Annotated in this window: 22 protein-coding genes; 16 read left to right on the top strand and 6 right to left on the bottom strand. The window is 61.3% G+C overall.

Features of this window, described 5'->3' with window-relative positions; genetic code table 11:
• Positions 1 to 269: 269 nt before the first annotated feature.
• Together WDZ78_RS20205 and WDZ78_RS20200 are read right to left on the bottom strand one after the other, a co-directional pair.
• Positions 270 to 3422 carry an efflux RND transporter permease subunit gene (locus WDZ78_RS20205; RefSeq protein ID WP_425674024.1) on the bottom strand — a complete coding sequence of 1051 codons (3153 nt, stop codon included), beginning with the start codon at positions 3420 to 3422 and terminating at the stop codon, positions 270 to 272.
• A 1-nt stretch (position 3423) separates the two neighbouring features.
• On the bottom strand, positions 3424 to 4584 hold the full coding sequence (locus WDZ78_RS20200) for an efflux RND transporter periplasmic adaptor subunit (protein WP_425674023.1): 1161 nt from the start codon (positions 4582 to 4584) through the stop codon (positions 3424 to 3426).
• 278 nt (positions 4585 to 4862) lie between these two features.
• Here WDZ78_RS20200 and WDZ78_RS20195 point away from each other — a divergent pair, with 278 nt between their 5' ends.
• From WDZ78_RS20195 to WDZ78_RS20185, 3 genes are all read left to right on the top strand, one after another.
• Positions 4863 to 5537 carry a response regulator transcription factor gene (locus WDZ78_RS20195; protein WP_020009793.1) on the top strand — a complete coding sequence of 225 codons (675 nt, stop codon included), beginning with the start codon at positions 4863 to 4865 and terminating at the stop codon, positions 5535 to 5537.
• Positions 5534 to 6868 (top strand): sensor histidine kinase, encoded by a 1335-nt coding sequence (locus WDZ78_RS20190; RefSeq protein WP_425674022.1) that lies wholly within the window; start codon positions 5534 to 5536, stop codon positions 6866 to 6868. The genes WDZ78_RS20195 and WDZ78_RS20190 overlap by 4 nt, the downstream gene beginning before the upstream one ends.
• A gap of 108 nt (positions 6869 to 6976) precedes the next feature.
• Positions 6977 to 7858 carry a DUF3313 domain-containing protein gene (locus WDZ78_RS20185; protein WP_080864449.1) on the top strand — a complete coding sequence of 294 codons (882 nt, stop codon included), beginning with the start codon at positions 6977 to 6979 and terminating at the stop codon, positions 7856 to 7858.
• A gap of 60 nt (positions 7859 to 7918) precedes the next feature.
• Here WDZ78_RS20185 and WDZ78_RS20180 read toward each other — a convergent pair whose 3' ends face one another.
• Positions 7919 to 8827: a hydrogen peroxide-inducible genes activator gene (locus WDZ78_RS20180; RefSeq protein ID WP_060727233.1), complete on the bottom strand. Its 909-nt coding sequence runs from the start codon at positions 8825 to 8827 to the stop codon at positions 7919 to 7921.
• A gap of 211 nt (positions 8828 to 9038) precedes the next feature.
• Between WDZ78_RS20180 and katG the strand changes: the two genes are divergently transcribed.
• Positions 9039 to 11210, top strand: a complete 2172-nt coding sequence (gene katG, locus WDZ78_RS20175) for a catalase/peroxidase HPI (RefSeq protein ID WP_425674021.1) — start codon at positions 9039 to 9041, stop codon at positions 11208 to 11210.
• A 155-nt stretch (positions 11211 to 11365) separates the two neighbouring features.
• Here the strand turns inward: katG and WDZ78_RS20170 are convergent, their stop codons facing one another.
• Positions 11366 to 11542 carry a hypothetical protein gene (locus tag WDZ78_RS20170; RefSeq protein ID WP_425674020.1) on the bottom strand — a complete coding sequence of 59 codons (177 nt, stop codon included), beginning with the start codon at positions 11540 to 11542 and terminating at the stop codon, positions 11366 to 11368.
• Between the two features lie 216 nt (positions 11543 to 11758).
• On the opposite strand from WDZ78_RS20170, the gene WDZ78_RS20165 reads away from it, so the two are divergent.
• Positions 11759 to 12652 carry a helix-turn-helix domain-containing protein gene (locus WDZ78_RS20165; RefSeq protein ID WP_425674019.1) on the top strand — a complete coding sequence of 298 codons (894 nt, stop codon included), beginning with the start codon at positions 11759 to 11761 and terminating at the stop codon, positions 12650 to 12652.
• A gap of 148 nt (positions 12653 to 12800) precedes the next feature.
• Here the strand turns inward: WDZ78_RS20165 and WDZ78_RS20160 are convergent, their stop codons facing one another.
• Positions 12801 to 14921: a TonB-dependent siderophore receptor gene (locus WDZ78_RS20160; protein WP_425674018.1), complete on the bottom strand. Its 2121-nt coding sequence runs from the start codon at positions 14919 to 14921 to the stop codon at positions 12801 to 12803.
• A 221-nt stretch (positions 14922 to 15142) separates the two neighbouring features.
• Between WDZ78_RS20160 and WDZ78_RS20155 the strand changes: the two genes are divergently transcribed.
• From WDZ78_RS20155 to WDZ78_RS20130, 6 genes are all read left to right on the top strand, one after another.
• Positions 15143 to 16153: an iron-siderophore ABC transporter substrate-binding protein gene (locus tag WDZ78_RS20155; protein ID WP_425674017.1), complete on the top strand. Its 1011-nt coding sequence runs from the start codon at positions 15143 to 15145 to the stop codon at positions 16151 to 16153.
• Entirely contained in the window at positions 16150 to 17193 is a 1044-nt protein-coding gene (locus WDZ78_RS20150) for a FecCD family ABC transporter permease (protein WP_425674016.1), read from the top strand. Before WDZ78_RS20155 ends, WDZ78_RS20150 begins: the two co-directional genes overlap by 4 nt.
• A gap of 2 nt (positions 17194 to 17195) precedes the next feature.
• Entirely contained in the window at positions 17196 to 18230 is a 1035-nt protein-coding gene (locus WDZ78_RS20145; RefSeq protein ID WP_425674056.1) for a FecCD family ABC transporter permease, read from the top strand.
• Positions 18227 to 19036: an ABC transporter ATP-binding protein gene (locus WDZ78_RS20140; RefSeq protein ID WP_425674015.1), complete on the top strand. Its 810-nt coding sequence runs from the start codon at positions 18227 to 18229 to the stop codon at positions 19034 to 19036. The genes WDZ78_RS20145 and WDZ78_RS20140 overlap by 4 nt, the downstream gene beginning before the upstream one ends.
• A gap of 75 nt (positions 19037 to 19111) precedes the next feature.
• Positions 19112 to 19393 carry a type II toxin-antitoxin system RelE/ParE family toxin gene (locus WDZ78_RS20135; protein ID WP_020009805.1) on the top strand — a complete coding sequence of 94 codons (282 nt, stop codon included), beginning with the start codon at positions 19112 to 19114 and terminating at the stop codon, positions 19391 to 19393.
• A gap of 55 nt (positions 19394 to 19448) precedes the next feature.
• On the top strand, positions 19449 to 19748 hold the full coding sequence (locus tag WDZ78_RS20130; protein ID WP_020009806.1) for a HigA family addiction module antitoxin: 300 nt from the start codon (positions 19449 to 19451) through the stop codon (positions 19746 to 19748).
• 21 nt (positions 19749 to 19769) lie between these two features.
• Here WDZ78_RS20130 and WDZ78_RS20125 read toward each other — a convergent pair whose 3' ends face one another.
• Entirely contained in the window at positions 19770 to 20642 is an 873-nt protein-coding gene (locus WDZ78_RS20125) for a helix-turn-helix transcriptional regulator (RefSeq protein WP_425674014.1), read from the bottom strand.
• Between the two features lie 135 nt (positions 20643 to 20777).
• On the opposite strand from WDZ78_RS20125, the gene WDZ78_RS20120 reads away from it, so the two are divergent.
• The 5 genes from WDZ78_RS20120 (at position 20778) to WDZ78_RS20100 (ending at position 25280) form a co-directional block, all read left to right on the top strand.
• A complete protein-coding gene (locus tag WDZ78_RS20120; protein WP_020009809.1) occupies positions 20778 to 21992 on the top strand; it encodes an amino acid ABC transporter substrate-binding protein in 1215 nt (404 codons plus the stop codon).
• Between the two features lie 70 nt (positions 21993 to 22062).
• Entirely contained in the window at positions 22063 to 22935 is an 873-nt protein-coding gene (locus tag WDZ78_RS20115) for a branched-chain amino acid ABC transporter permease (protein ID WP_026363529.1), read from the top strand.
• Entirely contained in the window at positions 22932 to 23840 is a 909-nt protein-coding gene (locus tag WDZ78_RS20110; RefSeq protein ID WP_020009811.1) for a branched-chain amino acid ABC transporter permease, read from the top strand. The genes WDZ78_RS20115 and WDZ78_RS20110 overlap by 4 nt, the downstream gene beginning before the upstream one ends.
• Positions 23837 to 24565 carry an ABC transporter ATP-binding protein gene (locus WDZ78_RS20105; protein WP_425674013.1) on the top strand — a complete coding sequence of 243 codons (729 nt, stop codon included), beginning with the start codon at positions 23837 to 23839 and terminating at the stop codon, positions 24563 to 24565. Before WDZ78_RS20110 ends, WDZ78_RS20105 begins: the two co-directional genes overlap by 4 nt.
• The gene (locus tag WDZ78_RS20100) at positions 24558 to 25280 is read left to right on the top strand and encodes an ABC transporter ATP-binding protein (RefSeq protein ID WP_020009813.1); all 723 of its coding nucleotides are present in this window, start codon (positions 24558 to 24560) and stop codon (positions 25278 to 25280) included. Before WDZ78_RS20105 ends, WDZ78_RS20100 begins: the two co-directional genes overlap by 8 nt.
• The last annotated feature ends 15 nt before the right edge of the window (positions 25281 to 25295 follow it).

Raw genomic sequence — 25295 nt, 5'->3', positions numbered from 1 at the left:
CCTTCCTTCCGCCAGGACTGTAATGCCGCCGCAATAGGGCATGCCCAACCTTGCCTGATGATTGTCATCAGGAGCCGTTGCATGAATTTACGCCGCCCCGTTCTCCGCTTCCTATTGCGTTATCTCCACCCGATTATCGCCATCGCTTTGCTTCTGTCGGGCCCGGCCGCGATTCTTTTGCTGAGATGACGACAGGCGCGCCATCCGGAATGACGGGAAGGCGGTGTCGCCTTCCCGTTGTCAGCCGGATTGGTGTCTAGCCGACCTTGTCAGGCCGGCTGCTTTTGGGAAGATTGTGTCTCATGGTTCGAATGCCCCGTTTCATCCGGCGCTTTCGGTAACAGGCGGGCGAAACGCCTGATGATGCTGTCCAGATAAGACAGGATGGTCGGCACCACGATCAGGGTCAGCAGCGTGGAACTGATGAGGCCGCCAACCACCGCATGGGCCATCGGCGCACGCTGCGCGCCGCCGCCGCCCACGGCCAGACCGAGCGGGATCATGCCGAAGATCATTGCAAGCGTCGTCATGATGATCGGACGGAAGCGGATGACGCCCGCATTCTCGAGCGCTTCGTTCAGCGAAAGCCCCCGCCGCCGCTCGCGATTGGCGAAATCCACCAGCAGGATGCCGTTTTTGGTCACGAGGCCCATCAGCATGATGAAGCCGATCAGCGAGAACATGTTGATGGTGCTGCCGGCGACCATCAGCCCGATGAGGACGCCGACGAGCGACAGCGGCAGCGACGCCATAATGGCGAGCGGTTGCAAGAAGCTGCCGAACTGCGAGGCGAGCACGATGTAGATGAAGATGACGGCCATGCTGAGCGCTGTGACCATGTGGCCGACGGTTTCCTGCATGGTTTCGGCGTCACCGCCGAAGCGGATGCGATAGCCGTTCGGCAGGTCAAGACCGGCGGTCAGGCCCTGAAGCGTCTCCGTCACGTCGCCAAGCGTGCGGCCGGCAATATTGGCCGAAACCAGTATCTCGCGGCGATTGTCGATGCGGCGGATTTCGGCGGGGGCCGGCATGATGCCGATATCGGCAACCTGATCGAGACGCACCATCAGCGGTGCACCGTTCGCCGCCGTGCGGCCGGTCGCAATCATCAATTCACCGAGGCTTGCCAGATCGGACCGCCGCTCGGCGGGCAGGCGGGTGACGATATCGTACGTATTGCCGTCACTATCCGTCCATTTCGACACATCCTCGCCGCCGATAAGGGGGGAGAGCGCTGCGGCAAGATCGGCGTGGGCAATGCCGAGATCGCTCGCCGCCGCAGGCTTCAGGCGTACCGACAGGACAGAGGTCACATCCTTGGCGCTGGAGGTCACGTCCACGAGGCCCGGAATTTTTTTCATGTCTTCGACCAGGCCGGCGGCGATTTTTTCAAGAACAGCCCGGTCGTCGCCGAGGATGCTCAGCTGCACCGGGCTTTCGCCGCCGCCAAGGCCATTCTGCAGGATCGTGACCTCAATGCCAGGTATGGCTGACAGGCGCTTGCGAACCGGCTCGGCAAGGGAGAGCGGGGTTCGGCTTCGCGTATCGAGCGGCACCAGCCCCACCAATATGGCGGCGCGATGTTTGCCCGCGGCGCCGCCGGTGTTGATGGTGGAATAAAGCATCTCGACCTCCGGAAATTCCCTCAGCGCCTTCTCGACCTGCCGCACCTTGGTGGTCGTATAGTCCAGAGAGGAGCCGACCGGCGCGGTGATGTTGACCTGGAAGCGGCCCTCATCGGCATTCGGAACGAATTCCGTGCCGACCAGCGGCACCATGAACAGGCTGCCGATAAATATGCCCGATGTGACAAGCAGGGTGACGAGCCGGTGCCGCAGGGTCCAGCCGATGGCGCGGCGATACTGGCCGGCCGTCCATTCGAAGCCGCGGTCGAAACGCGCGATCAGTCGGCCTATCGGGCCGCGTTTTGCATCGGGTTGGGCGTCCGGATCATACCAGACGCTTGATAACATCGGATCGAGCGTGAAGGCGACGAAAAGCGAGATCAGCACGGCGGCGGAGACGGTGACGCCGAATTCATAGAAAAACCGGCCGACGATGCCATCCATGAAGGCAACCGGCAGGAAAACCGCCACGATCGTCGCCGTTGTCGCGATGACCGCAAGCCCGATTTCATTGGTGCCGTCGAGGGCTGCGCGCAGGTGGGATTTGCCCATATGCAGATGGCGGGTGATGTTTTCGCGCACCACGATGGCGTCATCCACGAGAATGCCGATGGAAAGCGTCAGCGCCAGCAGGCTGAGCGTATTGAGGGTGAAACCGAGGAAATCGATCACCGTGAGCGTGCCGATGATGGCGATCGGCAATGTCAGCCCGGTAATCACCGTGCTGCGCCAGGAATTGAGAAACAGGAAGACGATGGCGACGGCGAGCGCCGCACCTTCGATCAGCGTCGTCTGTACCTGACCGACGGATTCGCGGATGGGTATCGATGAATCCGTGACGATACGCAGCTGTACGTTCTGCGGGGCAAGCTCGGCGTTGAGCGCATCGAGACGCTTTCTCACATCCGTCGCCACCTGAACGGTATTGGCGTCCTGAACCTTGACGATGTCGATCGCCAGCGCCGTCTGGCCGTTATAGAGGGCGCGGCTTTCGGCATCGGCTGCGCCTTCGGAAAGTTTGGCGACATCACGAAGCTCGATGGCCGCGCCGCCGCGCCTTGCCACCACCATGTCCAGCAGCGCCTGCGGCTCCTCGATGCGGCCCTGTACCTGGATCGTCCGTTCGGAGACGGGATCGATGACGCTTCCGGCCGGGCTGTTGGTGTTGCCGGCGCGCAGCGCATTCACCACCTCGTTGATTCCGATGCCAAGGGCGCGCATGCGCGTCTCGTCGATCGTCACATCGATCTGCCGTTTGCGGGCGCCAACCAGCGTTGCCTGGCCGACGCCGGCAACGGTCGTCAGCTGCCGCACCACCCTCTGGTCGGCAAGCGTGGTGAGGGCGGGCACATCGAGCGACGTCGAACTGATCGCAACCGACAGGACCGGCTCGGCGGCGGGGTCGAACCTCGATATGACGGGCTTTTTGGCGTCTTTCGGAAAATTCGCCTCGATGGCGGCGATCTTGTCGCGGACCTCCTGCGCGGCGGCCGAGCTCTGCACTTCGAGCTTGAATTTCGCGACCACGACGGAGCGCCCCTCATAGGAGGTGGACGTGACCTCGTCGAGGCCGCCAATGGCGTTCAGCGCGTCCTCGACGGGCCGCGTCACCTCGGTCTCCACCGTCTCCGGCGTCGCGCCCGGATAAGAGGTGACGACGACCACCACGGGAACGTCGACATTGGGATATTGGTCCAGCCCAAGCCGCTGCAGCGAGAAGGCGCCCATGACCAGAAGCGCCACCATCATCATGGTGGCGAAAACGGGATGGGTAACGGATATGCGGGTCAAAAACATTTCAGCCTGCCTTGTCGATGGTGACGGCCATGTCAGACCCCAGTTCGGGAAGCGGTGCGGTTAGGATGGTCTCGCCATCCTTCAGGCCGGCGGCGATCTCGACCAGGTCGCCATCGTTCCAGCGCGCTCCGACTGCGACCGTCTGGCGGCGAAGATGGCCATCCTCCACCTTCAGCACATGGTAACCCGTCTCGTCCTTGCGCAGCGCGATTGCGGGAACGACAAGCGCATCGTTCTTTTCACGCAGGAGGATCGATCCGCTGGCGAACATTCCGCCCCACAGCCGGCCGTCACGATTGGCAAGCCGCAGATAGACGGCGACGAAACGGGTGCCGTCTTCGGCAACCGGGCTGATGCGGTCGACCGTGCCTTTGACGATCTGGCCGCCAAGGCCGTCGATCGCCAGTTCCGCCGTCTGGCTGAGCGCCACGCGCGGTATGTCGCGGGTGGCGACAAGAACCTTCGCTTCCAGCACGCTGGTATCGACCAGTGTGAGAAGCTCGCCATCCGCACCGACTCGCGATCCCGCCTCGGCCAACCGCCGGGTGACGGTGCCGCTGAAGGGTGCGCGGATTTCGGCATTGCGAAGGGCGAGGCGGGCGATATCCGCCTGCGCCGCAAGGCTCTGGAGCCTTGCCGTCTTCACCGCGACATCGCTTTTCGCCTTGTCGAGCTGTTCTGCCGACGCGATGTTTTTCAGGGCAAGCTGTTCGGTTCTCGTCAGGGCCTGCATCGCCAGCATCAGCTCGGCCTCAGCCGCATCCCGGTCGCTCTGCCGCAGCAAAAGCGTCGATTGCAACTCATCGGTTTCGAAACGCACGAGCAGTTTGCCCGCCTGCACCGTATCTCCGTCGCGGACATTCATTTCCACGATCTTGCCGGCCTCACGGGCGCGGATCACCACACGGGTGATCGGTTGAAGCTCGCCGCTGATGCCAAGCCGCTCCACCATCGGGCGCGTGCCGATCTTTGCCGTTTCCGCGGCCGTCAGCTCGAATGGCGTGCCTGCGGGGCTCATCGAAGCGGTTTCGACGAGCCCGTTCACGATGCCTTTGACACGCTCATTCGCATCGACGCCGCCGCGCGCCGGATCGAGAGCGGTGACAACGAGAACGCAACCTGCAAGCGCGATCCCCGCCTTGATGGTTCTCTTCATCCACATACTGAAATCCTTTCCATCCCGGGACCGCCGCTCAGGCGGTCGCATTGCCTCTGTCGAGGCGGATGGTTTCTGGATAGGCATCCATAATTGCAGCAGCATTACCCTCCGGGGCGCGCCTGCCTAAACGGAACCGTCTAATGCTCCAAAGCTCTGTTTTTATGAATTTTCCAGAGGTGAAACCATTATGGATCCTGGTTGTAAATGCTCCAGCGTCGTCTTCGCCGCAATACTGCCGCAACCTTTCTGGCAGAAAACGGAAGGCGAAGGGACGGTGACGCATGAGACTTCTGTTGATCGAAGATGAAAAGGAAATGGCGGATGCGCTGACGGCGACGCTCGGCAAGCAGGGGATCGTCATCGACCATACGATGTGGCTCGGCGATGCGATGGAGCTGACGCGTCAGCACGTCTATGACGCCATTCTGCTCGACCGTCGCCTGCCTGACGGGGAAGGGCTCTCCTTCATTCCGCAGCTGCGCCGCGCAGGTATCGACACGCCGATCATTCTGTTGACGGCGATGAACGAGCCGGAAGAGCGGATAGCGGGGCTGGACGGCGGCGCAGACGATTATCTTGGCAAGCCGTTTCTCGTCGGCGAGTTGCTGGCCCGGGTGCGCGCGGTTCTAAGGAGGCCGGCAAACCTTGCGCCGGCCCAGATCACCGCTGGCCGCATCGTCATTGATCCGCTCCATCTCAGCGTCACGATCAATTCGGTTCCCTTCGATCTGCCAAGACGTGAGCTTGCGGTTCTCATTGCGCTGGCGAAACGCAAGGGCAAATCCGTGCTGCGCTCCACGCTCGAGGCAGCGGTCTATAATTATGAGGAAGAGATCCAGTCCAATGCGCTCGACGCGCATATATCGCGGCTGCGAAAACGCCTGCTCGATGCATCCGCAGGCGTCGGCGTCCATAATATTCGTGGTATCGGTTATCTGTTGAAGGAAGAAGCATGAAAGCGCAGGGCACGTCCAACCCGTCCTTGTGGTGGAAACTGAGCTGGCAGCTCAGCGTCGTCGTCTCTGCCATGATTGCCGTGGTCATCATCGGGCTCTGTTTTTACGGCGTGATGATGCTTTCCCCCAATATTGCGCTCTGGGACGACCTCTCGGCCACGCTTGATGGTTCACTTTCGCTCGATCCGCAAAAGGGATTGGTCATTACCGAGAGCCCGGCATTGCGGGCCCTGAAGGCGGAGAACTCAACACTCTGGTTCGTTGCCTCCACGCTGGATGGGCGGGTGGCGACCTACGGCGCCGTGCCTGCCGTTTATGAGGAATTGTCGCGGTATCTGCATCTGATGACGGATGCCGATATTCGTGGAGGAAAGGGCATCGTCGATGTCGCCCTGGTTGAAAGCATGGAAACGAAATGGGGTGCGGTAAGGGTCATGTTCGGCGGAACGACGCATGTCGGCGGGCAGTTCCTGACGCTTCTTGCTGGAACCTACAAGATTTACGTTCCCCTGCTGGCTGTCATCCTGCCCGCCGTGTTCTTCTCGGTTCCCCGCATCGTGCGCCAGGCGCTCTCCGGCCTCAGTTCCGTCGTCAAAAAGGCCCCCGAGATCGATCCGCGCCGGCCGGGCTCAAAGCTTCCCGTCCAGGATGTGCCTCGCGAGGTGGTTCCGCTGATCCTTGCCTTCAACAGCATCCTCGAGCGGCTGGAAGAGCAGTTTCGGGCGCGCCAGCGTTTTCTCATCGATGCGGCGCATGAACTGAGAACACCAATTGCGATCATGCAGACCCGGATAGAGGGCTTGCCGGGGCCGGAACAGCAACGCCTGATGGAGGATGTCGCGCGGCTTGGCGAAACCACCGAACAGCTTCTCGCTTTCGAAAGAAACGATCAGGTGAACGACCGGCGCGAGACGGTGGAGCTCGTCGAGATGACCCGCACCGTCGTCGCCGATCTTGCGCCGCTTGCGCTTTCGGCGGGTTATGACATCTCCTTCGATACGCAGATCGCGCGATATGAGGTGATGGGCAACCCCTTCACCCTGCCGCGCGCCATCAGCAACATCGTACGCAATGCCATCGATTATGGTGGCAACAGGGGGATGATCCATATCTCGGTTCTCGCCAATGGTGAGATCGCGATTTCCGATGAAGGGCAGGGGATAGCCGAAGACCAGCGGGAACGGATTTTCGAGCCCTTTTACCGCATCACACCGCGCAGCACCGGGGCAGGGCTTGGCCTCAGCCTCGTCAAGCAGATTGTCGCCAACCATAACGGGCGAATCTTTCTGGATAGCAGCGCTTTCGGAAGCACCTTCCGGTTACGTTTCTGATCGTCGCGTTGCGCGCTGTTCAGAGGCTGGTGATTGTAATGTTGCCGCAATTTTAGCTGTCGTACCGTGCGGGGCACAGGATCAATCATCCCAACCGGAGTACGTGCAGTGAAACAACAGTGGAATCTGTTTGCCCGGGGTTCCGGCGACAAGGCGTCCCGCAGCCGCGGTGTCGCCTTCGCCACCTTGCCCTTCGCCATCATCATGTCCGGCTGCACCTCCGTGCCGCTGAAAGAAGGTGGCACGCTTACCTCCTATGCGCAGCTCAGCCCGGCCAAGGGAAAGTTCACCAAATCGCGAACCTTCGTGGACGCTACCGGGCTGGCCGGGGTCAAGACCGTCGCCATCGTGCCGACCACCTTCTCCTTCGCCGCCTCGTCGCGGATCACATCGGAAAAGGATCGTGCCCTTGTTTCGAATGCGCTGGATCGCGCCATCTGCGTGGCGCTCAGCGATAAATACCGGATCGCCGCTCTTGGACAGCCGGCGGATATGACGGTGCGCACGGTCATCACCGATCTGGTGCCGACCGACAAGACCATGGCCGGGGTATCGACGGCCGTGACGCTCGGCAGCGGCTTCGTCCTGCCGGTCAGCGTGCCGCGTCTCCCATTCGGGCTTGGCGGGCTGGCCGTTGAGGCCGAGGCGGTGGATAGTGGCGGCGTTCAGCGTGCGGCCGCCGTCTGGTCCAAGGGCGCGAATTCCATCACTGGTAACGCCCGCGCATCGGAAATCGGCGACGCTTACGAGCTTGCCACCGATTTCTCCAACTACTTCTCGCGTATTCTCGTGACAGGCAAAGTTTCCGACGGCCTGAACCTCTCTATTCCCTCCGGCCATCGAATCCGGTCGGCTCTGGGTGGAAAACCGAAATATGTCGAGTGCGATGCCTATGGCCGGTCACGTGGCTTGAAGGGCATGGTGGCCGACAAGTTCGGCGCGCCGCCGCAATGGACCGACGACGGGCGCGCGAAAGCCGCTTCGCGATAGGCCAGCCGCTCCATGTGAAGATCGCGCGCATTACGGCGCGCGATCGTCCGAGCCAAGTCCCTATGCCGCGAGGCCGAGCTTCTGGAGGCCGCATTCGCGGACGATCTCCGCAATATGGGCGAACTGGGCCGAAAGCGGATTGCTCTTGCGCCAGACCATGCCGATGGTGCGCGACGGGCGCGGCTCCGCAAGCCGGAATACCGAAACGGTGGATTGCCTCGTCTCCATATCGACGGCCATCTGCGGAATGAGCGTGACGCCGATGCCGGCGCCGACCATCTGCACGAGGGTGGAGAGCGAGGAGCCCTCCATCAGCACGCGCGGCGGCGCATTGGTCGTGCTGCAGAAGGAAAGCGCCTGATTGCGGAAGCAATGGCCTTCCTCCAAAAGCAGAAGCCGCATTTCGCCGAGCTTGTCGGCGCTCGGCACCGGCATGCCCGCATCCTCCATCGGCCGCACCAGAATGAATTCCTCCGAAAACAGCGGAACCTCTTCCAGCGCGGGCTCCGAAACGGGCAGGGCGACGATCGCCATGTCGAGCCGGGCTTCCAGCAGGTCCTCGATGAGCTTCTGCGTCACCGCCTCGCGCGGGCGGGCCTCCAGTCCGGGATAATGTCGGGTGAGAGTCTTGATGACCTGTGGTAAAAGATAAGGCGCGACCGTCGGGATGACGCCGATGCGCAGGCGGCCGCTGAGCGGGCCCTGGCCCGCACGCGCCAGATCCTGCAGCTCGTCCACCGAACGCAGGATCGAGCGGGTGCGCTCGGCAAATTCTTCGCCAAGCGTCGTCAGCCGGATCTGGCGGCTGCCGCGTTCGACAAGCGGCGCGCCGATCAGTTCCTCCAGTTCGCGGATTTGCAGCGACAACGCCGGCTGGGAAATCGCACATGCCTCCGCCGCCCGGCCGAAATGGCCGATCTTGGCCAGAGCGTCGAAATAACGGAGATGTTTCATGGAGAGCGCAATCATAAGCTCAGCATATCGCAGCCTTTAGAATATACAATTGGAAATTATGGAACCCGGCTGTTAGTCATCTTCATGACAGAAAGAAGCTGTAGCTGTCAGAGATCACCAGCCTCGCTGCACGGTTTCCCATGACCTGCCGCAGGCTCTGGCTCCAACAGGCTGCACATGTCGAATTGATTATTTCGTTTAATTGCTAAACCCATCGGAGGGCGAAATGGACGCAACTTCAAAACCGGCTGGCAAGTGTCCCGTCATGCATGGAGGCAACACGGCCTCCGGTAAATCGGTTACCGAATGGTGGCCGAATGCGCTGAACCTCGACATCCTGCATCAGCACGATACCAAGACCAATCCGCTCGGCACCTCTTTCAACTATCGCGAAGCCCTGAAGACGCTCGACGTCGAGGTGCTGAAGGCCGATCTGCGTGCGCTGATGACCGACAGCCAGGACTGGTGGCCGGCCGACTGGGGCAGCTATGTGGGCATGATGGCGCGTGTTACCTGGCATGCGGCGGGCTCCTACCGCGTGACTGACGGTCGCGGCGGCGCCAACACCGGCAACCAGCGTTTTGCCCCGCTCAATTCCTGGCCGGATAACGTCAACACCGACAAGGGCCGCCGTCTGCTGTGGCCGATCAAGAAGAAATACGGCAACAAGATTTCCTGGGCCGACCTGATCGCGCTCGCCGGCACCATTGCCTATGACGTCGCCGGTCTGAAGACCTTCGGTTTCGCCTTCGGCCGTGAAGACATCTGGGCTCCGGAAAAGGACACCTATTGGGGTGACGAAAAGGAATGGCTGGCGCCGAGCGATGGCCGTTACGGCGACGTGACCAAGCCCGAGACGCTGGAAAACCCGCTCGCTGCCGTGCAGATGGGCCTCATCTACGTCAACCCGGAAGGCGTAAACGGCAAGTCCGATCCGCTGGCGACGGCGGCGCAGATGCGCGAGACCTTCGCCCGCATGGGCATGGACGACGAGGAAACCGTGGCTCTCACCGCCGGCGGTCATACCATCGGCAAGTCGCACGGTAATGGCAGCGCCGCCAACCTCAGCCCCGATCCGGAAGCCGCAGGCCCGGAATTTCAGGGTCTTGGCTGGATCAACACCAAGGGCCGCGGCATTGGTCGCGACACGGTTGTTTCCGGTATCGAAGGCGCCTGGACGAGCGAGCCGACCAAGTGGGACAATGGTTTCTTCGACATGCTGTTCAAGCATGAATGGACCTTGACCCACAGCCCCGCCGGTGCATCGCAATGGGCGCCGATCACCATTGCCGAAGAAGACAAGCCTGTCGACGTCGAGGATGCCTCGATCCGCACCATCCCGATGATGACCGATGCCGACATGGCCCTGAAGGTTGATCCGATCTACCGCGAGATTTCGCTGAAGTTCAGGGATGATCAGGACCATTTCTCCGAGGTCTTCGCCCGAGCCTGGTTCAAGTTGACCCACCGCGACATGGGACCGAAGTCCCGTTACATCGGCCCTGACGTTCCGGCGGAAGACCTGATCTGGCAGGATCCCATCCCCGCAGGCTCCACCAGCTACGATGTCGCTGCCGTCAAGGCGAAGATCGCGGCGTCTGGCCTTTCCGTTGCTGATCTGGTCTCGACCGCCTGGGACAGCGCCCGCACCTTCCGCGGTTCGGACAAGCGCGGCGGCGCCAATGGTGCGCGCATCCGCCTCGCACCGCAGAAGGACTGGGAAGGCAACGAGCCCGCCCGTCTTTCCCGCGTGCTTTCGGTTCTGGAGCAGATTGCCCGTGAAAGCGGCGCAAGCATTGCGGATGTGATCGTTCTCGCCGGCAATTACGGTGTGGAACAGGCGGCCAAGGCGGCCGGCTTCGACATTGCCGTGCCTTTTGCGGCTGGCCGTGGTGACGCTTCCGCCGAGCAGACGGATGCCGACAGCTTTGCTCCGCTTGAGCCGCTGGCGGATGGTTTCCGCAACTGGGTCAAGAAGGACTATGTTGTCAGCCCCGAAGAACTGCTGCTGGATCGCGCGCAGCTTCTGGGCCTGACCGCGCCGGAACTGACCGTGCTCATCGGCGGCCTGCGCGTCATCGGCACCAATTATGCCGGTACGGCGCATGGCGTGTTCACCGACAAGCCCGGCGCGCTGACGACGGACTTTTTCACGACGCTGACGGACATGGCCTATTCCTGGGTTCCGACCGGCAACAATCTCTATGAGATTCGTGACCGCAAGACTGGGGCAGCCAAATACACGGCCACCCGCGTCGACCTCGTCATCGGTTCGAACTCCATCCTGCGCGCCTATGCGGAAGTCTATGCACAGGACGACAGCAGGGAGAAATTCGTGCGTGATTTCGTCGCCGCCTGGACGAAGGTGATGAACGCTGACCGTTTCGACCTTCTGTAAGGAAAGGTTGACCGCTAAATGAAGATGCACCTCCCTGAGCGATCGGGGAGGTGTTTTTGCTACCGATAGGTCGGCGAGGCTGAATCAGTCACCACGCGATCCGGCGAGGGAGGTTGTTAGCCTCAGCATTCCGCTCGCAGCGGGAGTGTGTCGCCCTATCGCCGGTCCGAAGACGAAACCGGTTTGCTGGGAGAGGATTTTTCGGCCTTCTCCGAGGGCGCTTTGCCGCTTTTCTCATTTTCATGCGCATCCGGCCCGGCAACGATGACGCCGTGACCCTTCTCTTCGCGCTTCTTGTCCGCGAAGTTGCCCGGTTCCTTCTTGCTGTCCATGATAGTCTCCATTGTTGCGTTCCTGTCAGGAGTTCAACGGGTGTCTTGGGCAGAGGTTCCAGGGCGGTCGCGTCAGTGAATGTTTCTCTTCATAACGATCTTTGCTATTAACATGAATTGATAAGTCATGTTATTGGGGCGAAGCGCGATGACTGGCGCGGCGCGCCTGTCTGTCCAAGCCCTCAACCCAGACCCGACAACCGGACGGTACCCGCATTGAGTTTCTGGCATTCCATGACCTGGCACACGGAAGGGATCAGCGTCACTGCGCCGGTGAAGTGGCGCCAGCTGGACGGGCTCGTCAGTGCTTTCTGGGAGGCGGAAAGCCAGATGGGAGCGAAGGGTTATTATCTGGCCGCCGATCCGCGCATCATGATTTTTTTCAACGATGTGTCTTCGCGCATAAGCATGTCCAACCGGAACGGCGAGTTCAGCGACCATTCGCGGCCGATGACGCGGGCGGTTTATGTGCCGGCTGGCGTGCCGATGTGGACGAGCAGCAACGCCACGCACCGGTTCTCGCATCTCAACCTGCATATTCACAAGGACCGGCTATTGCGCTTCCTGTCACCTTCTGTCGGCAGTTCGGCGGCGATGACGGCGCTGCGCCGCCCGGTCGAGATACAGGATATCGGCTCGGTGGAAACCCTTGCCGGGCTACTTGTCGATGAGCTGGCGGAGCCCTCGAAACATGCGGTCTATGCGGAAAGTCTCGTCGGCAGCATCGTTGCCGGCCTGCTGGATATTCCCGGCCATTCGCCGGAGCAGGCCAATGGCAGGTTGACGCAGGCGCAGTTGAACAAGCTTCTTGCCCAGGTCGAAAAGCGTGGCGATGACCGTATGACGGTTGCCGAGATGGCGGATATTGTCGGGCTTTCGGAAAGCTGGTTCGCCACCGTGTTTCGTCAGACCACCGGCAAGACGCCGCTGCAATGGCAATTGGAACGGCGCATCAATGCCGCCCAGAAACTTCTGCTGGAAGGCGATCTGACTGTGGCCGATATCGCCGCCCAGCTCGGCTTTTCCGATCAGGCGCATCTGACCAAAGCTTTCCGCCAGTCCGTGGGCAACACGCCCGCCGCCTGGCGGCGTCTGCACAGGCTGCTTTGATAGCGGGTCGGCCCTGCGCCACCCATGTTCAGCGGTTTGGCGCATTCCTCGAGCCTCTCTCCACGTCATCCTCGGGCTTGTCCCGAGGATGACGTGGTGTGTTAGGAAATATGTGCAATATATTGAAAAATATTGCTAATATAGATTTTCACCACGTCTTTCGCAAAGTCACAGAAAACGCCCGGCCGGGATTATAGAAGTCAGCGCCGAACCCGCCATACGAAACGTGTTTTTCATTGAACAGGTTGGAGACATTGACATCCAGTGAGGCGGTTTCCTGAATCTTGTAGCTAAATGCCGCATCCACGGTCACGCTGCTTCCGGTTTCGACCTTGTTGACATTGTCGAAATAATAGGCGCCTGTGTATCTGCCGCCGAGACCGAAGGTCATGTCGCCGCGCCAGTCATTGCCTTCAAGCGTATAATTGACCCACAGTGAAGCCTGATGCTCGGGCACGAATTGCGGTCGGTTGCCGACATTACCGCCCGTTCCGTTTTCGGTGATTTCAGCATCGAGATAGGAATAGGCCGCCGTCAGGCTGAGATTGTCTGTCACCTCCGCCTTGGCTTCAAGATCGAGGCCACGCACGCGCACTTCGCCGATGGTGGTCGGCAGGCTGGTGATCGGGCTGGTGACGGTGATGTTGTTCTTCTTCAGATCGTAGATCGAAGCGGTGAACAGGGCCGGGAAAGCGTCCGGCCGGTATTTCACGCCGAGCTCGATCTGCTCGCCGCGCTCCGGTTCAACGGTGAGACCGGATGCCGGCACAACCGATTCGGCGTAGCTGATATAGGGCGCGATTTCGTTGGTGACCTTGTAGGATACGCCGATACGCTTGGTCAGTTCGCTGATGTCGCCGCTCGCCGTCGTGCCGTTCAGCCGGTTGGTCTGGTCGGTGTCGATCCAGTCGTTGCGCAGGCCGGCGCTGACGGTGAGCCTGTCGAAGAAGGTCAGGTCCTGCTGGAGATAGATCGCCTTGGTTTTCTGGTCCGTCAGTGAGCTGGCATAGAGCGGCACCGAGGCGGGCGCGCCGGTATAGACCGGGTTCATCCAGTTGATGCTCGGCGCGGCGCTGAAGTAGCTCTTGCTGCCGGATTCGTAATTGTTATAAAAAACGCCGACGAGGCTGCGGCTTTCGACATTTTCAAACCGCGTGTCATATTGCAGGCGCGTATCGATCAGGAAGTTTTCGGTCTCGGTGTCGTTGCCGAAATAGGACCGGTTGGCGATGGTCGAACCATTGGTCGGCGTGGATGAGATATAGGCGTAACCGAAGTCCGTATTCGCCTTGCTGTAGCGCGCATTGGAACTCAGGGTCAGGCCCGAGCCGAAATCGTGGTCGAACATCACGCTTAACGAATTGCGGTTTGTGCCGCGATAATTGTAGTCCGGTTCGCCGAAGAAGCGGCTCCGGTCGAAATGCGAGCCGACGGGATGGCCGCCGCCGCCGGGAACGCCATCCTTGTTGAGATGATCGTAAACGACGGTGAGGCTGGTGACATCAGTGGGACGCCAGGTCAGGCCGCCCATGAAGAATTTCTCGTCGTCACGGGAATAGTCATATTCCGCATCGGCATTTCTGAGCTTGCCTGTCAGACGATAGGACAGCGTGTCGTCGCTGGTGATGTTGTCGCCGAAATCGAAGCCGGTTTCGGCGCGGCTATAGGAACCACCGGTCACATAGGCTTCACCGAAACGGGTGCGTTTCGGCACCTTGGTGGAATAATTCACCGAGCCGCCGGGATCCGAGACGCCAAAGGTGGTGGAATTGCCGCCCTTCAGCACTTCCACGCGCTCATAGGCATAGGTTTCTTCGCGCAGCGCGCCGAAGGGACGGCCAAGCGTCAACCCATCGCGATAGGTATAGGCGTCGAAACCGCGAATCTTGAAATAGTCGAAACGGTCGTCGGAGCCGTAAAAATCCGTGGTCACGCCAGCGGTATATTGCAGCGCCTCTTCCACGGTCTGCACGCCGCGCTGCTGCATTTCCTTGGCGGTGATGACGGAAACGGAGGCGGGTGTGTCGAGAATATCGGTCGCCATCTTGCTGCCGCTCGTGGTGCGGGTGGCGACAATGGACTTCTGGTCATTATCGCCGCTATCGATGGTGATGCGCTCCAGAACCGTGCTGCCGCCTGTATTGGCGGCCTCCTGCGCCAGCAGGGAGCCGGGCAGGGTGGCGGCAAGCGCCGTGCAGGCAAGCAGGGCCGCATCCTGGTAACGACGTCGCGCGGTTTTGCGGTGTCTGCCTTCGGTTTCGATATTCATTGGTATGTTCCAGACCTTGATGCCCCGATCGCCGTTTTCACGGCCCACTCTCGAAGCGCCCAATAACTTGAGAAACTTTGTCCGGTATTGTAACTTTTTGCGGTTTTGTACAAAACCCCGGAAATTTCACCGCTGTTGCGGCGGCATTTCTTGCCTGGGCTTGACGGGGGCATTTGAAGCTGAGAGTTCAAGTCCACTTTTGAACCTTTGAGAGCTTCGCCATGCTTCGCCCGTTTCGCTGCCTCGTGCCGGTATTTGTGCTTTTCCTGTCGATGATCGCGCCTGATATGGCCTCGGCGGAGGAGACGGCCAACTATCCCATCGTCATCAAACATGCGTTCGGTACGACCATGATTGCGAAGAAACCGCAGCGGGTCGCAACTGTCGCCTGGGCGAACCATGAGGTGCCGCTGGCGCTCGGCATCGTGCCCGTCGGTTTTGCGGCGGCCAATTTCGGCGATGATGATGGCGACGGCCTGCTACCATGGGTGGCAAAGCGGCTCACCGAGCTCGACGCGGCAAAGCCTGTTCTGTTCGACGAGGGTGACGGCATCGATTTCGAGGCCGTGGCGGCAACGCAGCCGGATGTCATCCTTGCCGCCTATTCCGGCCTCAGCCAGTCCGATTACGATACGCTGAGCCAGATCGCCCCTGTTGTCGCCTATCCCGTCTCCCCCTGGGCGACGGACTGGCGCGAGATGATCCGGCTCAACAGCGCCGGACTCGGCATGGCGGTGGAAGGTGAGGCGCTGATCAAACGCATCGAGGGCGAAATCGCGCAGGTCGTCGCCGGCCACCCGCAGCTGAAGGGCAAGTCGGCCATGTTCGTCACCCATCTCGATGCCACCAATCTCAGCGTCGTCAATTTCTATACGGCCAATGACACCCGGGTGAAGTTCTTCGCCGATCTGGGGCTTGCCTCGCCGAAAAGCGTCCTGGAGGCGACGAAGCCCGGGCAATTCGCCGCCGGCGTCAGCGCCGAGCGTGTGGATGCCTTTGACGATGTCGATATCGTTGTGACCTATGGCAGCCAGCCGCTGCTGAACGCCATGCGCGCCGATCCGCTTCTCGCCCGCATGCCGGCCGTCGCCAATGATGCCATCGTCATGCTCGGCCGCGATCCGCTTGGCACGGCCTCCAACCCCACACCGCTGTCGATTTCATGGGTATTGAAGGACTATGCCGATCTCCTGGCGAAGGCCGCCGACAAATCCTCCGGGAAATCACAGTGACAATGTCCGGACCCGGCAAAGCGACGGCGGTGCTGCTCGCCGGCCGCTCCAGCCGCGCGAGAACCGCATGGCTCGGCGCGGTGCTGACGCTCCTCGCGCTGCTCTGTGCGCTCTCCGTCGCCATCGGCACGCGTGACGTCTCTTTTGCGGATATTCTTGGTGGGCTCAGCGGCCGCGTCGAAACGGTTGCCGAAGCGGCGGTTGCGGTGCGTCTGCCGCGCACGCTGCTCGCCCTGCTTTCTGGGGCCGCACTCGGGCTGGCCGGTGCCATCATGCAGGGTGTTACCCGCAATCCGCTTGCCGATCCCGGTATTCTCGGTGTCAACATGGGGGCGTCGCTAGCCGTCGTCATCGGTATTGTCTGGTTCGGCATCGCCACGGCGCAGGCCTTCATCATCATTGCAATTGCGGGGGCGGGGGCATCTGCGGTTTTCGTTTATGTTGTCGGCTCTTTGGGGCGAGGCGGCGCGACCCCGCTGAAACTCGCACTTGCGGGCGCCGCCACCTCCGTCGCCTTTTCGTCGCTCGTCATCGCCGTCGTGCTGCCGCGCAGCGATATTGCCGGCGGCATCCGCTCCTGGCAGATCGGCGGCGTCGGTGGGGCGACCTTCGAGCGCATCGAGACCGTGCTGCCCTTTCTCGCCGCCGGCTTCATCATCAGCCTGCTTTCGGCGCGCAAGCTGAATTCTCTGGCGCTCGGCGATGAACTCGCGGCCGGGCTTGGCGAGAATGTCATGGCAGCCAGAGCCGTGGCGTCCTTCGGCGCCATTCTGCTCTGCGGCGCGGCCACCGCCATTTGCGGGCCGATCGGTTTTGTCGGGCTGGTGGTGCCGCATCTCTGCCGCCTGCTGGTTGGCGTGGACAATCGCTGGCTTTTGCCGTTCTCGGCACTAGGCGGGGCGTGTCTGCTGCTTGCCGCCGATATTGTCGGGCGCATTGTGGCGCGGCCGTCCGAACTTGATGTCGGCATCGTCACCGCCCTCGTCGGCGCGCCTTTCTTCATCTGGATTGTCAGACGCCAGAGGGTGCGTGAATTGTGACCATGTATGCTCCCGTCATCGAAAATCTCGTCTTCAATCGCCATGCCCGTCAGCGCCGGCATCGCCTTGTCATCGCCGCCCTGTCGGCGCTTCTGATTGCCGCTTTCGCAACGACGCTGATGCTCGGGCAATCCTTCACGCCGCCCGGCGATGTCATTCGTGTTCTGTTGGGGGAGGACATTGCCGGGGTAACCTTCACCGTCGGGCAGTTGCGCCTGCCGCGCGCGCTGCTGTCGATTCTGGCAGGCCTGAGCTTCGGGCTTGGCGGCGTCGCCTTCCAGATCATGCTGCGTAACCCGCTCGCCAGCCCCGATATTATCGGCATCAGTTCCGGGGCGAGCGCGGCAGCCGTTTTTGCCATCGTCGTCCTGCAGATGAACGGGCCGCTTGTCTCGGTCTTCGCCGTCGCCGCCGGTCTTGGCGTCGCGCTTCTGGTCTATCTCCTGTCCTTCCGAAACGGCGTGGCCGGAACGCGGCTGATCCTCGTCGGCATCGGCGTTTCAGCCATGCTGGAAAGCTTCATCGCCTATATCCTCTCCGTCGCGCCGGCATGGACGCTGCAGGAGGCGATGCGTTGGCTGACCGGCAGCGTCAATGGTGCAAAAATCGCGCAGTTGCTGCCGCTCCTCATCGCCCTCATCCTTTTCGGCGGCCTGCTCCTCAGCCGTGCGCGCGATCTGGAAGCGTTGAGACTGGGTGACGACGCTGCCGCAGCGCTCGGCGTGCGGGTGGGGCGAACGCGCATCATCGTCATCATCGCCGCCGTGGGCATGATCGCCTTTGCAACGGCGGTCTCCGGGCCGATCGCTTTTGTCGCTTTTCTCTCCGGGCCGATTGCGGCGCGCATCGTCGGCAGCAACGGCTCGCTGCTCATTCCTGCGGCTCTGGTCGGGGCGGTGCTGGTGCTGGTGGGCGATTATTGCGGCCAGTTTCTGTTGCCGGGCCGTTATCCGGTCGGCGTCGTCACGGGGGCGCTCGGCGCACCCTATCTGATTTACCTTATCGTGCGGGTCAACCGCAGCGGAGGCTCGTTATGACCGGCCACTCCCTTTCCGTAAGCCGCCTCTCGGCCGGATATGGCGAAAACCTCATCATCGACGGGTTGGATCTCACCGTTCCGCGCGGGAAGATCACCGTCATCGTCGGCGCCAATGCCTGCGGCAAGTCCACCCTGCTGCGCAGCATGTCGCGGCTGATCACGCCGCGCGCCGGTCAGGTTCTGCTCGATGGAAAATCGATCCATCGTCTTCCCTCGCGTGAGCTTGCACGGCGCATGGGCCTCCTGCCGCAATCGCCGATAGCGCCGGAGGGCATTGTGGTCGCCGATCTCGTCAGCCGAGGCCGGCACCCGCATCATGGTCTGTTCGCCCGCTGGTCGCGGCAGGATGACGAGGCCGTCGCCGCAGCCCTTGTCGCCACCGATACGGTGGAGCTGGCAGAGCGGCCGGTGGACGAGCTTTCCGGCGGCCAGCGGCAACGCGTCTGGATCGCCATGGCGCTCGCCCAGCAGACAGACATATTGCTGCTGGATGAGCCGACCACCTTCCTCGATATCAGCCACCAGGTCGAGGTGCTGGATCTTCTGACCGACCTCAACCACGCCCGCGAGACCACCATCGTCATGGTGCTGCACGATCTCAATCTCGCAGCCCGTTATGCCGATCATCTCGTCGCCATGAGGGACGGGAAGCTGCATGTCTTCGGCACGCCGGAGGACGTATTGACAGAGGAGAATGTCCGCCACGTCTTCGGCATCGAAAGCCGGGTCATCGAAGATCCGACCTCTGGCAAGCCGATGATGCTGCCGATCGGGCGGCATCGGACGGTGGCGGGGTGGCAATAGGTGTATCTCTTTAAGATACGGTTCTGTTGACTTCTGTGCGTATCTGTTTATGATACCAACATCACGAGGCCAGCAATGATCCGTTCTTTCAAAAACAAGCTGACCGCATCGATTGACGACGGATCTGTGAAGAAGGGCTTTCCCGCCGATCTCGTACGCCGCGCCCAGCAGCTGCTCACGATCCTGGATGCGGCGACCACGGTAGAAGACCTTCGCTCACCGCCCGGCAATCGTTTGGAAAAGCTGTCCGGCGATCGTGAGGGCCAATATTCGATCCGGATCAACAAGCAGTGGCGCATCTGCTTCGTCTGGACGGAAGCAGGGCCGGAAAGCGTGGAAATAACCGACTATCACTAGTCTGGAATTCTCGTGGAGAGGCTCATGAAAAATCGGCCAAGGAGGGCCAGCGAGCATGACAATCAGTAAATCGCCTCCGATCCATCCGGGCGAAATCCTGCGGGAACTCTATCTTGAGCCGCTGGGGATGTCGGCTTACGCCCTTGCAAGGCACCTCAATATTCCGCGCACCCGCATAGAACGGATTGCGGGAGAGAAACTTGGTATCACCGCCGACACCGCCTTGCGCCTTGCAAAGTTTTTCAAGACCACACCGGAATATTGGCTGAACTTGCAGAACGCCTTCGACATTAAGGCGGCGGCTGTGAGGCTGGAAGCGGACCTTGCCAATATCAAGGAACTGGAAGCGGCCTAATTCTCAGCCCCGCCTGTCAGGTCATGGCCAGGCCGCATAAGACGGCGGCGGCACGTTCTGCATTCGCGTTGCCGTTCTCCTGAACCGGCCGGGAGACGTGCCCTCGTTGCGGCTGAAGAAGCGATTGAAATAACCGGGGTCCTGAAATCCCAATCGGAATGCAATTTCAGCCACTTGCAGCGATGAGTTCAGAAGAAGGTCCCGCGCTTCGGACAGCAGTTCCCGGTGAATATAGGCCTGCGGCGAAAGCCCCGTCGCCTTGCGCACCGCAAATCCAAGGCGTTCGCGGTTGACGCCGAGTTGCCTTGCATAGTCTTCCACGCCCCATTGATCGCGTTTGTGCTGGCTGACCAGTAGCACGAAACGCTCGGTGAGGCTGCCGGGCGTGGAGACGGCCGCAGCAATATCGGCGATGGCGTGCTGGCAGATGCGAATGAGGGTGACGGAGAGCAGGCTGGCGATGATCGTGTCCGAACCGGTTGTCGCGCGGACATTTTCGCTGGCGATGGTCTCGAGATAACCCGCAAGTTCCTGCCGGTCCCTTTCCGCCGGCACCTGCGTCAGAACACGCTGCAATATATTGCGCACGGCGCTCGCACTCGTGCCGGTGGGCATCGCATGGGCAAGCCCGATTTCGCTCGTCCTCAGCAGAGATCCACGGCTTCCGGCAGTCAGCCGCAGGCGGCCAGTGGGGCCCATGGGCAACCAGACGAGCCCCGGTGCCACAACGGGCAGCGTCTTTTCACCTTGGAGAATTTCCGCTTCCCCGGCGGACAGGAGAAGCAGATGGGCGCTGTCCGATTCCAGCCGGAACTCGGAGATGCGCAGCGTCGAGGCGAGGGTGCGCGCCGTGATCTCCACGCGATTGCCGGCAATCTGGCTATGCAGCGGCATTCCGGCCTCCAAAAGTACAATAATGCACTACATTAGTGCATTTTATATGCGGCTGTCATTGCTAAACTTTGATCAGCGCAGGGGAAAGCCTTGAGGAGAACGGCAACCCCGATAAGGCGCTTTGGGAGGAACATCATGAATAATCTGAAGCGCAGAACGCTGTTCTGCCTGCTCTCCGGTGCTGCCTTGTCGGCGGTATCTTTCGGTCACGCCATTGCGCAGGATCGTACCTCGGTGAAGATCGGTTATGCCGTTTCAAAAAGCGGCGCCAATGCCACGGGTGCTGGCATCACCACCATTCCGAACTACAAATTATGGGTGAAAGAGGTCAACGATGCCGGTGGCCTGACCCTGCCGGATGGCAAGCGCCTGCCGGTGGAAGTGGTCGAGTATGACGACCGCTCCTCGGCCGAGGATGCGGTGCGGTTCACCGAGCGTCTGGCGAGCCAGGACAAGGTCGATTTCATCCTGCCGCCCTGGGGCACGGGCTTCAATCTGGCCGTCGCACCGCTTTACGACCGTTTTGGTTATCCACAGCTGGCCGTGACCGGCGTTACCGACAAGGCGCCCGATTTCGCGGCGCGCTGGAAAAAGAGCTTCTGGATGCTGGGCGGTGGTCATGACTATGCCAATGCGCTCGCCGATGTCTTGAAAGCTGCGCGCGATGCCGGCCAGATCAACGACAAGGTCGCGGTGATTTCCGTGGCTGACGGTTTCGGCATCGATCTCATCAAGGCCGCGCGGCCGGCGCTGAAGGAAGCGGGTTTCACACTTGCCTATGACAAGACCTATCCGGTAGGCACCTCCGATTTCGCAGCACTTGTGAACGAGGCGGCGGCGAGCGGTGCGGACAGCTTCATCGCCTTTTCCTATCCGCCCGATAGTTTTGCGGTGACGAAACAGGCGCAGACGGCGAAGTTCAACCCGAAGGTCCTTTATGTCGGCGTCGGCGGTGCTTTCCCGATCTTCCCGAAGGTCTCCGATGGCAAGCAGGAGGGCGTGATCAGCATCGGCGGCGTCGATGGCAGCAGCGACAAGATCGAGGATTATTTCAAACGCCACGAAGCCTTCATCGGCACCAAGCCGGACAGCTGGGCAAGCGCCATCACCTATGCAAGCCTCGAAATGCTGGCCCAGTCCATCCAGCGCGTCGGCCTCGACAAGGTGGCGGTGGCAAATGAACTTTCGACGGGAAGCTTCGACACCGTCATCGGCCCGGTCAAGCTTGAAGACAACCAGCTTCGCCAGCTCTGGTGGGCCGGGCAATGGCAGGGTGAGCGTTTTGTGGCGATTGCGCCCGCAGACCGCCCGGGTGCGGCCAAGCCGGTCGTTCCGAAGCCGCAATGGTGAGCCTTTGCCGACCGGGGCCGCGAACCCCGGCCGGAAGGCTTCGGCCATCTTCCATACTGGAGACATTCCCTTGTTCTTATCCACCCTCATCTTCGGCTTGATGCTGGGAGGGACCTATGCGCTGATCGCGCTTGGACTTTCGCTGCAATATGGCATTGCCCGCATCATGAACCTTGCTTATGGCGAGGTGCTGATTGCGGCTGCCTTCATCACCTTCGTGTTGTTTTCCAGCTATGGCCTGTCGCCGCTCTGGTCGCTGTTCATCATCGTGCCGCTCGGTTACGCCCTGTCTTTCGTGATCTACCGGGTCATGATGCGGCCGCTGGTGCGCCGTTCGGGCGGCTCCGGCCGCCTGGAAGTCGATTCCATTCTGGCGACCTTCGGGCTGCTCTTCGTTATCCAGGGCATCATGCTCGTGGCGTTCGGCGGCAACTACCATTCCTATTCCTATCTTGCCGAAGGCGTCGATATCTTTGGCACGACCGTGGCGCTGAACCGGCTCCTGTCCTTTGGCCTGTCGGTTGCGATTGGCGGCGGGCTTTATCTGGCGCTCACCCACAGCCGCTGGGGCCTCAACCTGCGAGCGGTGGCGCTTGCGCCCAAATCCGCGCCGCTGGTCGGCATTGATGTGAACCGTGTGGCCTCGATCGGCTTTGCGCTTGGCGGAGCACTCGCCGTGGCCGGCGGGGTGATGATTTCGATGTACCAGACCTTTTCCGCCTCCTATGGCGTGGTCTTCACCATGAAGGCGCTTGTCGTCGTTATCATGGGCGGTGTCGGCAATCTGCTTGGCGCGCTGGTGGCCGGCCTGCTGCTCGGTCTCGTGGAAACCTTCGTGCTCGTTTATGTCGATCCCGGCCTCACGCTTGCCGCCACCTATCTGCTCTTTCTCGTGGTGCTGCTCTGGCGTCCGGAAGGCATCTTCGCAAGGAGGAGCAAATGATCCCGCTTCTCATCGGCCTTGCCGCAGCTGCACTGCTGGCGCTTTCCCCCTTCTTTTTCGATGCCTATGGCGTCGGCGTCATTATCGGCCTTCTCGGTTATGCGACGCTTGCCTCCGCCTGGGCGATGTTCTCCGGCCCGACGCGCTATATTTCGCTCGCCACCGTCGCCTTTTTCGGTGTCGGGGCCTATACGGTCGCGGTGCTGAGCGAGGTTCTGCCATGGCCGCTGGTGCTCCTGTGTGCGGCCCTTGTCGGCGCGGCGCTGGCGCTTGTCGTCGGGCTTTCCACACTGCGCGTCGCCGGCATTTATTTCGTGATCTTTTCCTTTGGTCTTGCCGAGCTCATCCGCCAGCTCATCACCTGGTATGAGGTGAATGTGACCGGCACGCTCGGGCGTTACATCTTCTTGCCGCTGGAGCCGCAACACGTACTCTGGCAATTGCTGGCGCTGGCTGTCGTCACACTTTTGCTGGCGATCCTCATCGACCGCAGCAAGCTCGGACTGGCGCTGAAGGCAATCGGTGACGACGAGGTCGTGGCCGCCCATGCGGGTATCAACTTGGCCCGCACCAAGCTGACGCTCTTCGTGCTGTCCGCCACGATCATCACGCTGGTCGGCGCCATTCAGGCCCCGCGCTGGGTCTATATCGAGCCGGCCATCGTCTTTAATCCGCAGGTATCGTTCCTCACCGTCATCATGGCGTTGCTCGGCGGAGCCACACGCCGCTGGGGACCCATTCTCGGTGCGGTGCCGCTGTTCCTGCTGTTCGAGTGGCTGGGCGCGAACTTCCCCAATCATTTTTCCATCATTCTCGGCGCTCTCTTCATCCTCATCGTTTTTGTTCTGCCGGATGGGGTGCTGGCGGCGCTGGAGAAGCTGCGCAAAAAGGAGAAAGCCGCATGAGCGCCGTTCTCGAAATCACTGATATCCGCAAGACCTTTGGCGGGCTGAAGGCGGTGGATGGCCTTGGCCTCACCATCGAGGCCGGCGAGGTCGTCGGGCTGCTAGGGCCAAACGGTTCCGGCAAGACGACGCTGATGAACCTCGTCTCCGGGGCGCTGAAGCCCACTGAAGGGTCTATCCGGCTCAAACGGCAGGAGATTGCAGGCCGGCGGCCGGATGTGATTGCGCGCGCCGGCGTGGCGCGCACCTTCCAGCTCGTGCGGCTTTTGCCGTCGCTTTCCCTGCTTGAAAACGTTGCCGTATCGGCCCTGTTCGGGCCACAACGCCTGTCCCGTATCGAGGCGGAGAAGGTCGCGCGCGCCTGCCTCGAAAGAATAGGCCTTGCCGGGCGGGAAACCATGCCGGCCGGCGACCTCACCTATATCGATCAGAAACGCCTTGAACTGGCGCGTGCGCTGGCGGGCGAACCGAATCTTCTGTTGCTGGATGAATGGCTTGCAGGTCTCAATCCCACCGAACTGCAGGAAGGGATAGCGCTGATCCGGCGGTTGGCATCCGAGGGTACGACGATCCTGCTGGTGGAACATATCATGGCTGCTGTGCGCGCACTCTGCCCGCGCTCCGTGGTCATGGCGGCCGGTCGCAAGATCGCCGATGGGCCGACGGCAACGGTGCTTGACGATCCGCAGGTCATTTCCGCCTATCTGGGAGCGGCGCATGCTTGAAATAGACGCACTGACAATCCGCTACGGCAAACATCTCGCGGTTGACGGCACATCGCTCAATGTTGCCAAGGGCGAAACGGTGGTGCTGCTTGGCGCCAATGGTGCGGGCAAGTCGTCTTTGCTGAAGGCGGTCGGCGGCATGGTGGCTCCGGTCTCCGGCGAAGTGCGCGTCAATGGCGCGTCGCTTGCCGCTGTCCCCGCCCATCAGATTGTGGAGCGGGGCGTGGCGCTGGTGCCGGAGGGACGCGGAATTTTCGCGGCGCTGACGGTGGAGGACAATCTCCGTCTCGGGGCCAATCCCCGCCATGCCCGTTCAGCGGAAAAAGCGACACGAGAGCATATTTTCTCGCTGTTTCCGCGCCTTGCCGAGCGGCGGCAGCAGCTTGCCGGCACCATGTCCGGCGGCGAACAGCAGATGGTCGCCATCGGGCGTGCGCTAATGTCAGCGCCGGATTATCTATTGCTGGACGAGCCGAGCCTTGGCCTTGCGCCCATCGTCACGCAGGAGCTTTTTGCCGCTTTGGCGGAGATCAAGAAGAGCGGCCTTTCAATTCTGCTCGTGGAGCAGAATGTGCGCGAAAGCCTCGCACTTGCCGATCGCGGATATTTGCTGGAAGCAGGGCGGATTGTCGGGGCAGGCACGGCTGAGGCCCTGTCCGCCGATCCCGCCGTGCAACGGGCGTTTCTTGGCGGCACCACCGCCGCCATTGTCTGAATTCAGGAGGAAGAC

Source organism: Agrobacterium sp. M50-1, from assembly GCF_049843495.1.
GTDB classification, from domain to species: Bacteria; Pseudomonadota; Alphaproteobacteria; order Rhizobiales; family Rhizobiaceae; genus Agrobacterium; species Agrobacterium radiobacter.
This window is presented reverse-complemented; position numbering and strand designations above follow the sequence as displayed.

Bases quoted from the DNA above. Each gene is read 5' to 3' on its own strand.
- WDZ78_RS20205 (WP_425674024.1), bottom strand. From the start codon at position 3,422: ATGTTTTTGACCCGCATATCCGTTACCCATCCCGTTTTCGCCACCATG.
- WDZ78_RS20200 (WP_425674023.1), bottom strand. From the start codon at position 4,584: ATGTGGATGAAGAGAACCATCAAGGCGGGGATCGCGCTTGCAGGTTGC.
- WDZ78_RS20195 (WP_020009793.1), top strand. From the start codon at position 4,863: ATGAGACTTCTGTTGATCGAAGATGAAAAGGAAATGGCGGATGCGCTG.
- WDZ78_RS20190 (WP_425674022.1), top strand. From the start codon at position 5,534: ATGAAAGCGCAGGGCACGTCCAACCCGTCCTTGTGGTGGAAACTGAGC.
- WDZ78_RS20180 (WP_060727233.1), bottom strand. From the start codon at position 8,827: ATGATTGCGCTCTCCATGAAACATCTCCGTTATTTCGACGCTCTGGCC.
- katG (WP_425674021.1), top strand. From the start codon at position 9,039: ATGGACGCAACTTCAAAACCGGCTGGCAAGTGTCCCGTCATGCATGGA.
- WDZ78_RS20170 (WP_425674020.1), bottom strand. From the start codon at position 11,542: ATGGACAGCAAGAAGGAACCGGGCAACTTCGCGGACAAGAAGCGCGAA.
- WDZ78_RS20160 (WP_425674018.1), bottom strand. From the start codon at position 14,921: ATGAATATCGAAACCGAAGGCAGACACCGCAAAACCGCGCGACGTCGT.
- WDZ78_RS20155 (WP_425674017.1), top strand. From the start codon at position 15,143: ATGCTTCGCCCGTTTCGCTGCCTCGTGCCGGTATTTGTGCTTTTCCTG.
- WDZ78_RS20145 (WP_425674056.1), top strand. From the start codon at position 17,196: ATGTATGCTCCCGTCATCGAAAATCTCGTCTTCAATCGCCATGCCCGT.
- WDZ78_RS20140 (WP_425674015.1), top strand. From the start codon at position 18,227: ATGACCGGCCACTCCCTTTCCGTAAGCCGCCTCTCGGCCGGATATGGC.
- WDZ78_RS20135 (WP_020009805.1), top strand. From the start codon at position 19,112: ATGATCCGTTCTTTCAAAAACAAGCTGACCGCATCGATTGACGACGGA.
- WDZ78_RS20130 (WP_020009806.1), top strand. From the start codon at position 19,449: ATGACAATCAGTAAATCGCCTCCGATCCATCCGGGCGAAATCCTGCGG.
- WDZ78_RS20125 (WP_425674014.1), bottom strand. From the start codon at position 20,642: ATGCCGCTGCATAGCCAGATTGCCGGCAATCGCGTGGAGATCACGGCG.
- WDZ78_RS20120 (WP_020009809.1), top strand. From the start codon at position 20,778: ATGAATAATCTGAAGCGCAGAACGCTGTTCTGCCTGCTCTCCGGTGCT.
- WDZ78_RS20110 (WP_020009811.1), top strand. From the start codon at position 22,932: ATGATCCCGCTTCTCATCGGCCTTGCCGCAGCTGCACTGCTGGCGCTT.
- WDZ78_RS20105 (WP_425674013.1), top strand. From the start codon at position 23,837: ATGAGCGCCGTTCTCGAAATCACTGATATCCGCAAGACCTTTGGCGGG.
- WDZ78_RS20100 (WP_020009813.1), top strand. From the start codon at position 24,558: ATGCTTGAAATAGACGCACTGACAATCCGCTACGGCAAACATCTCGCG.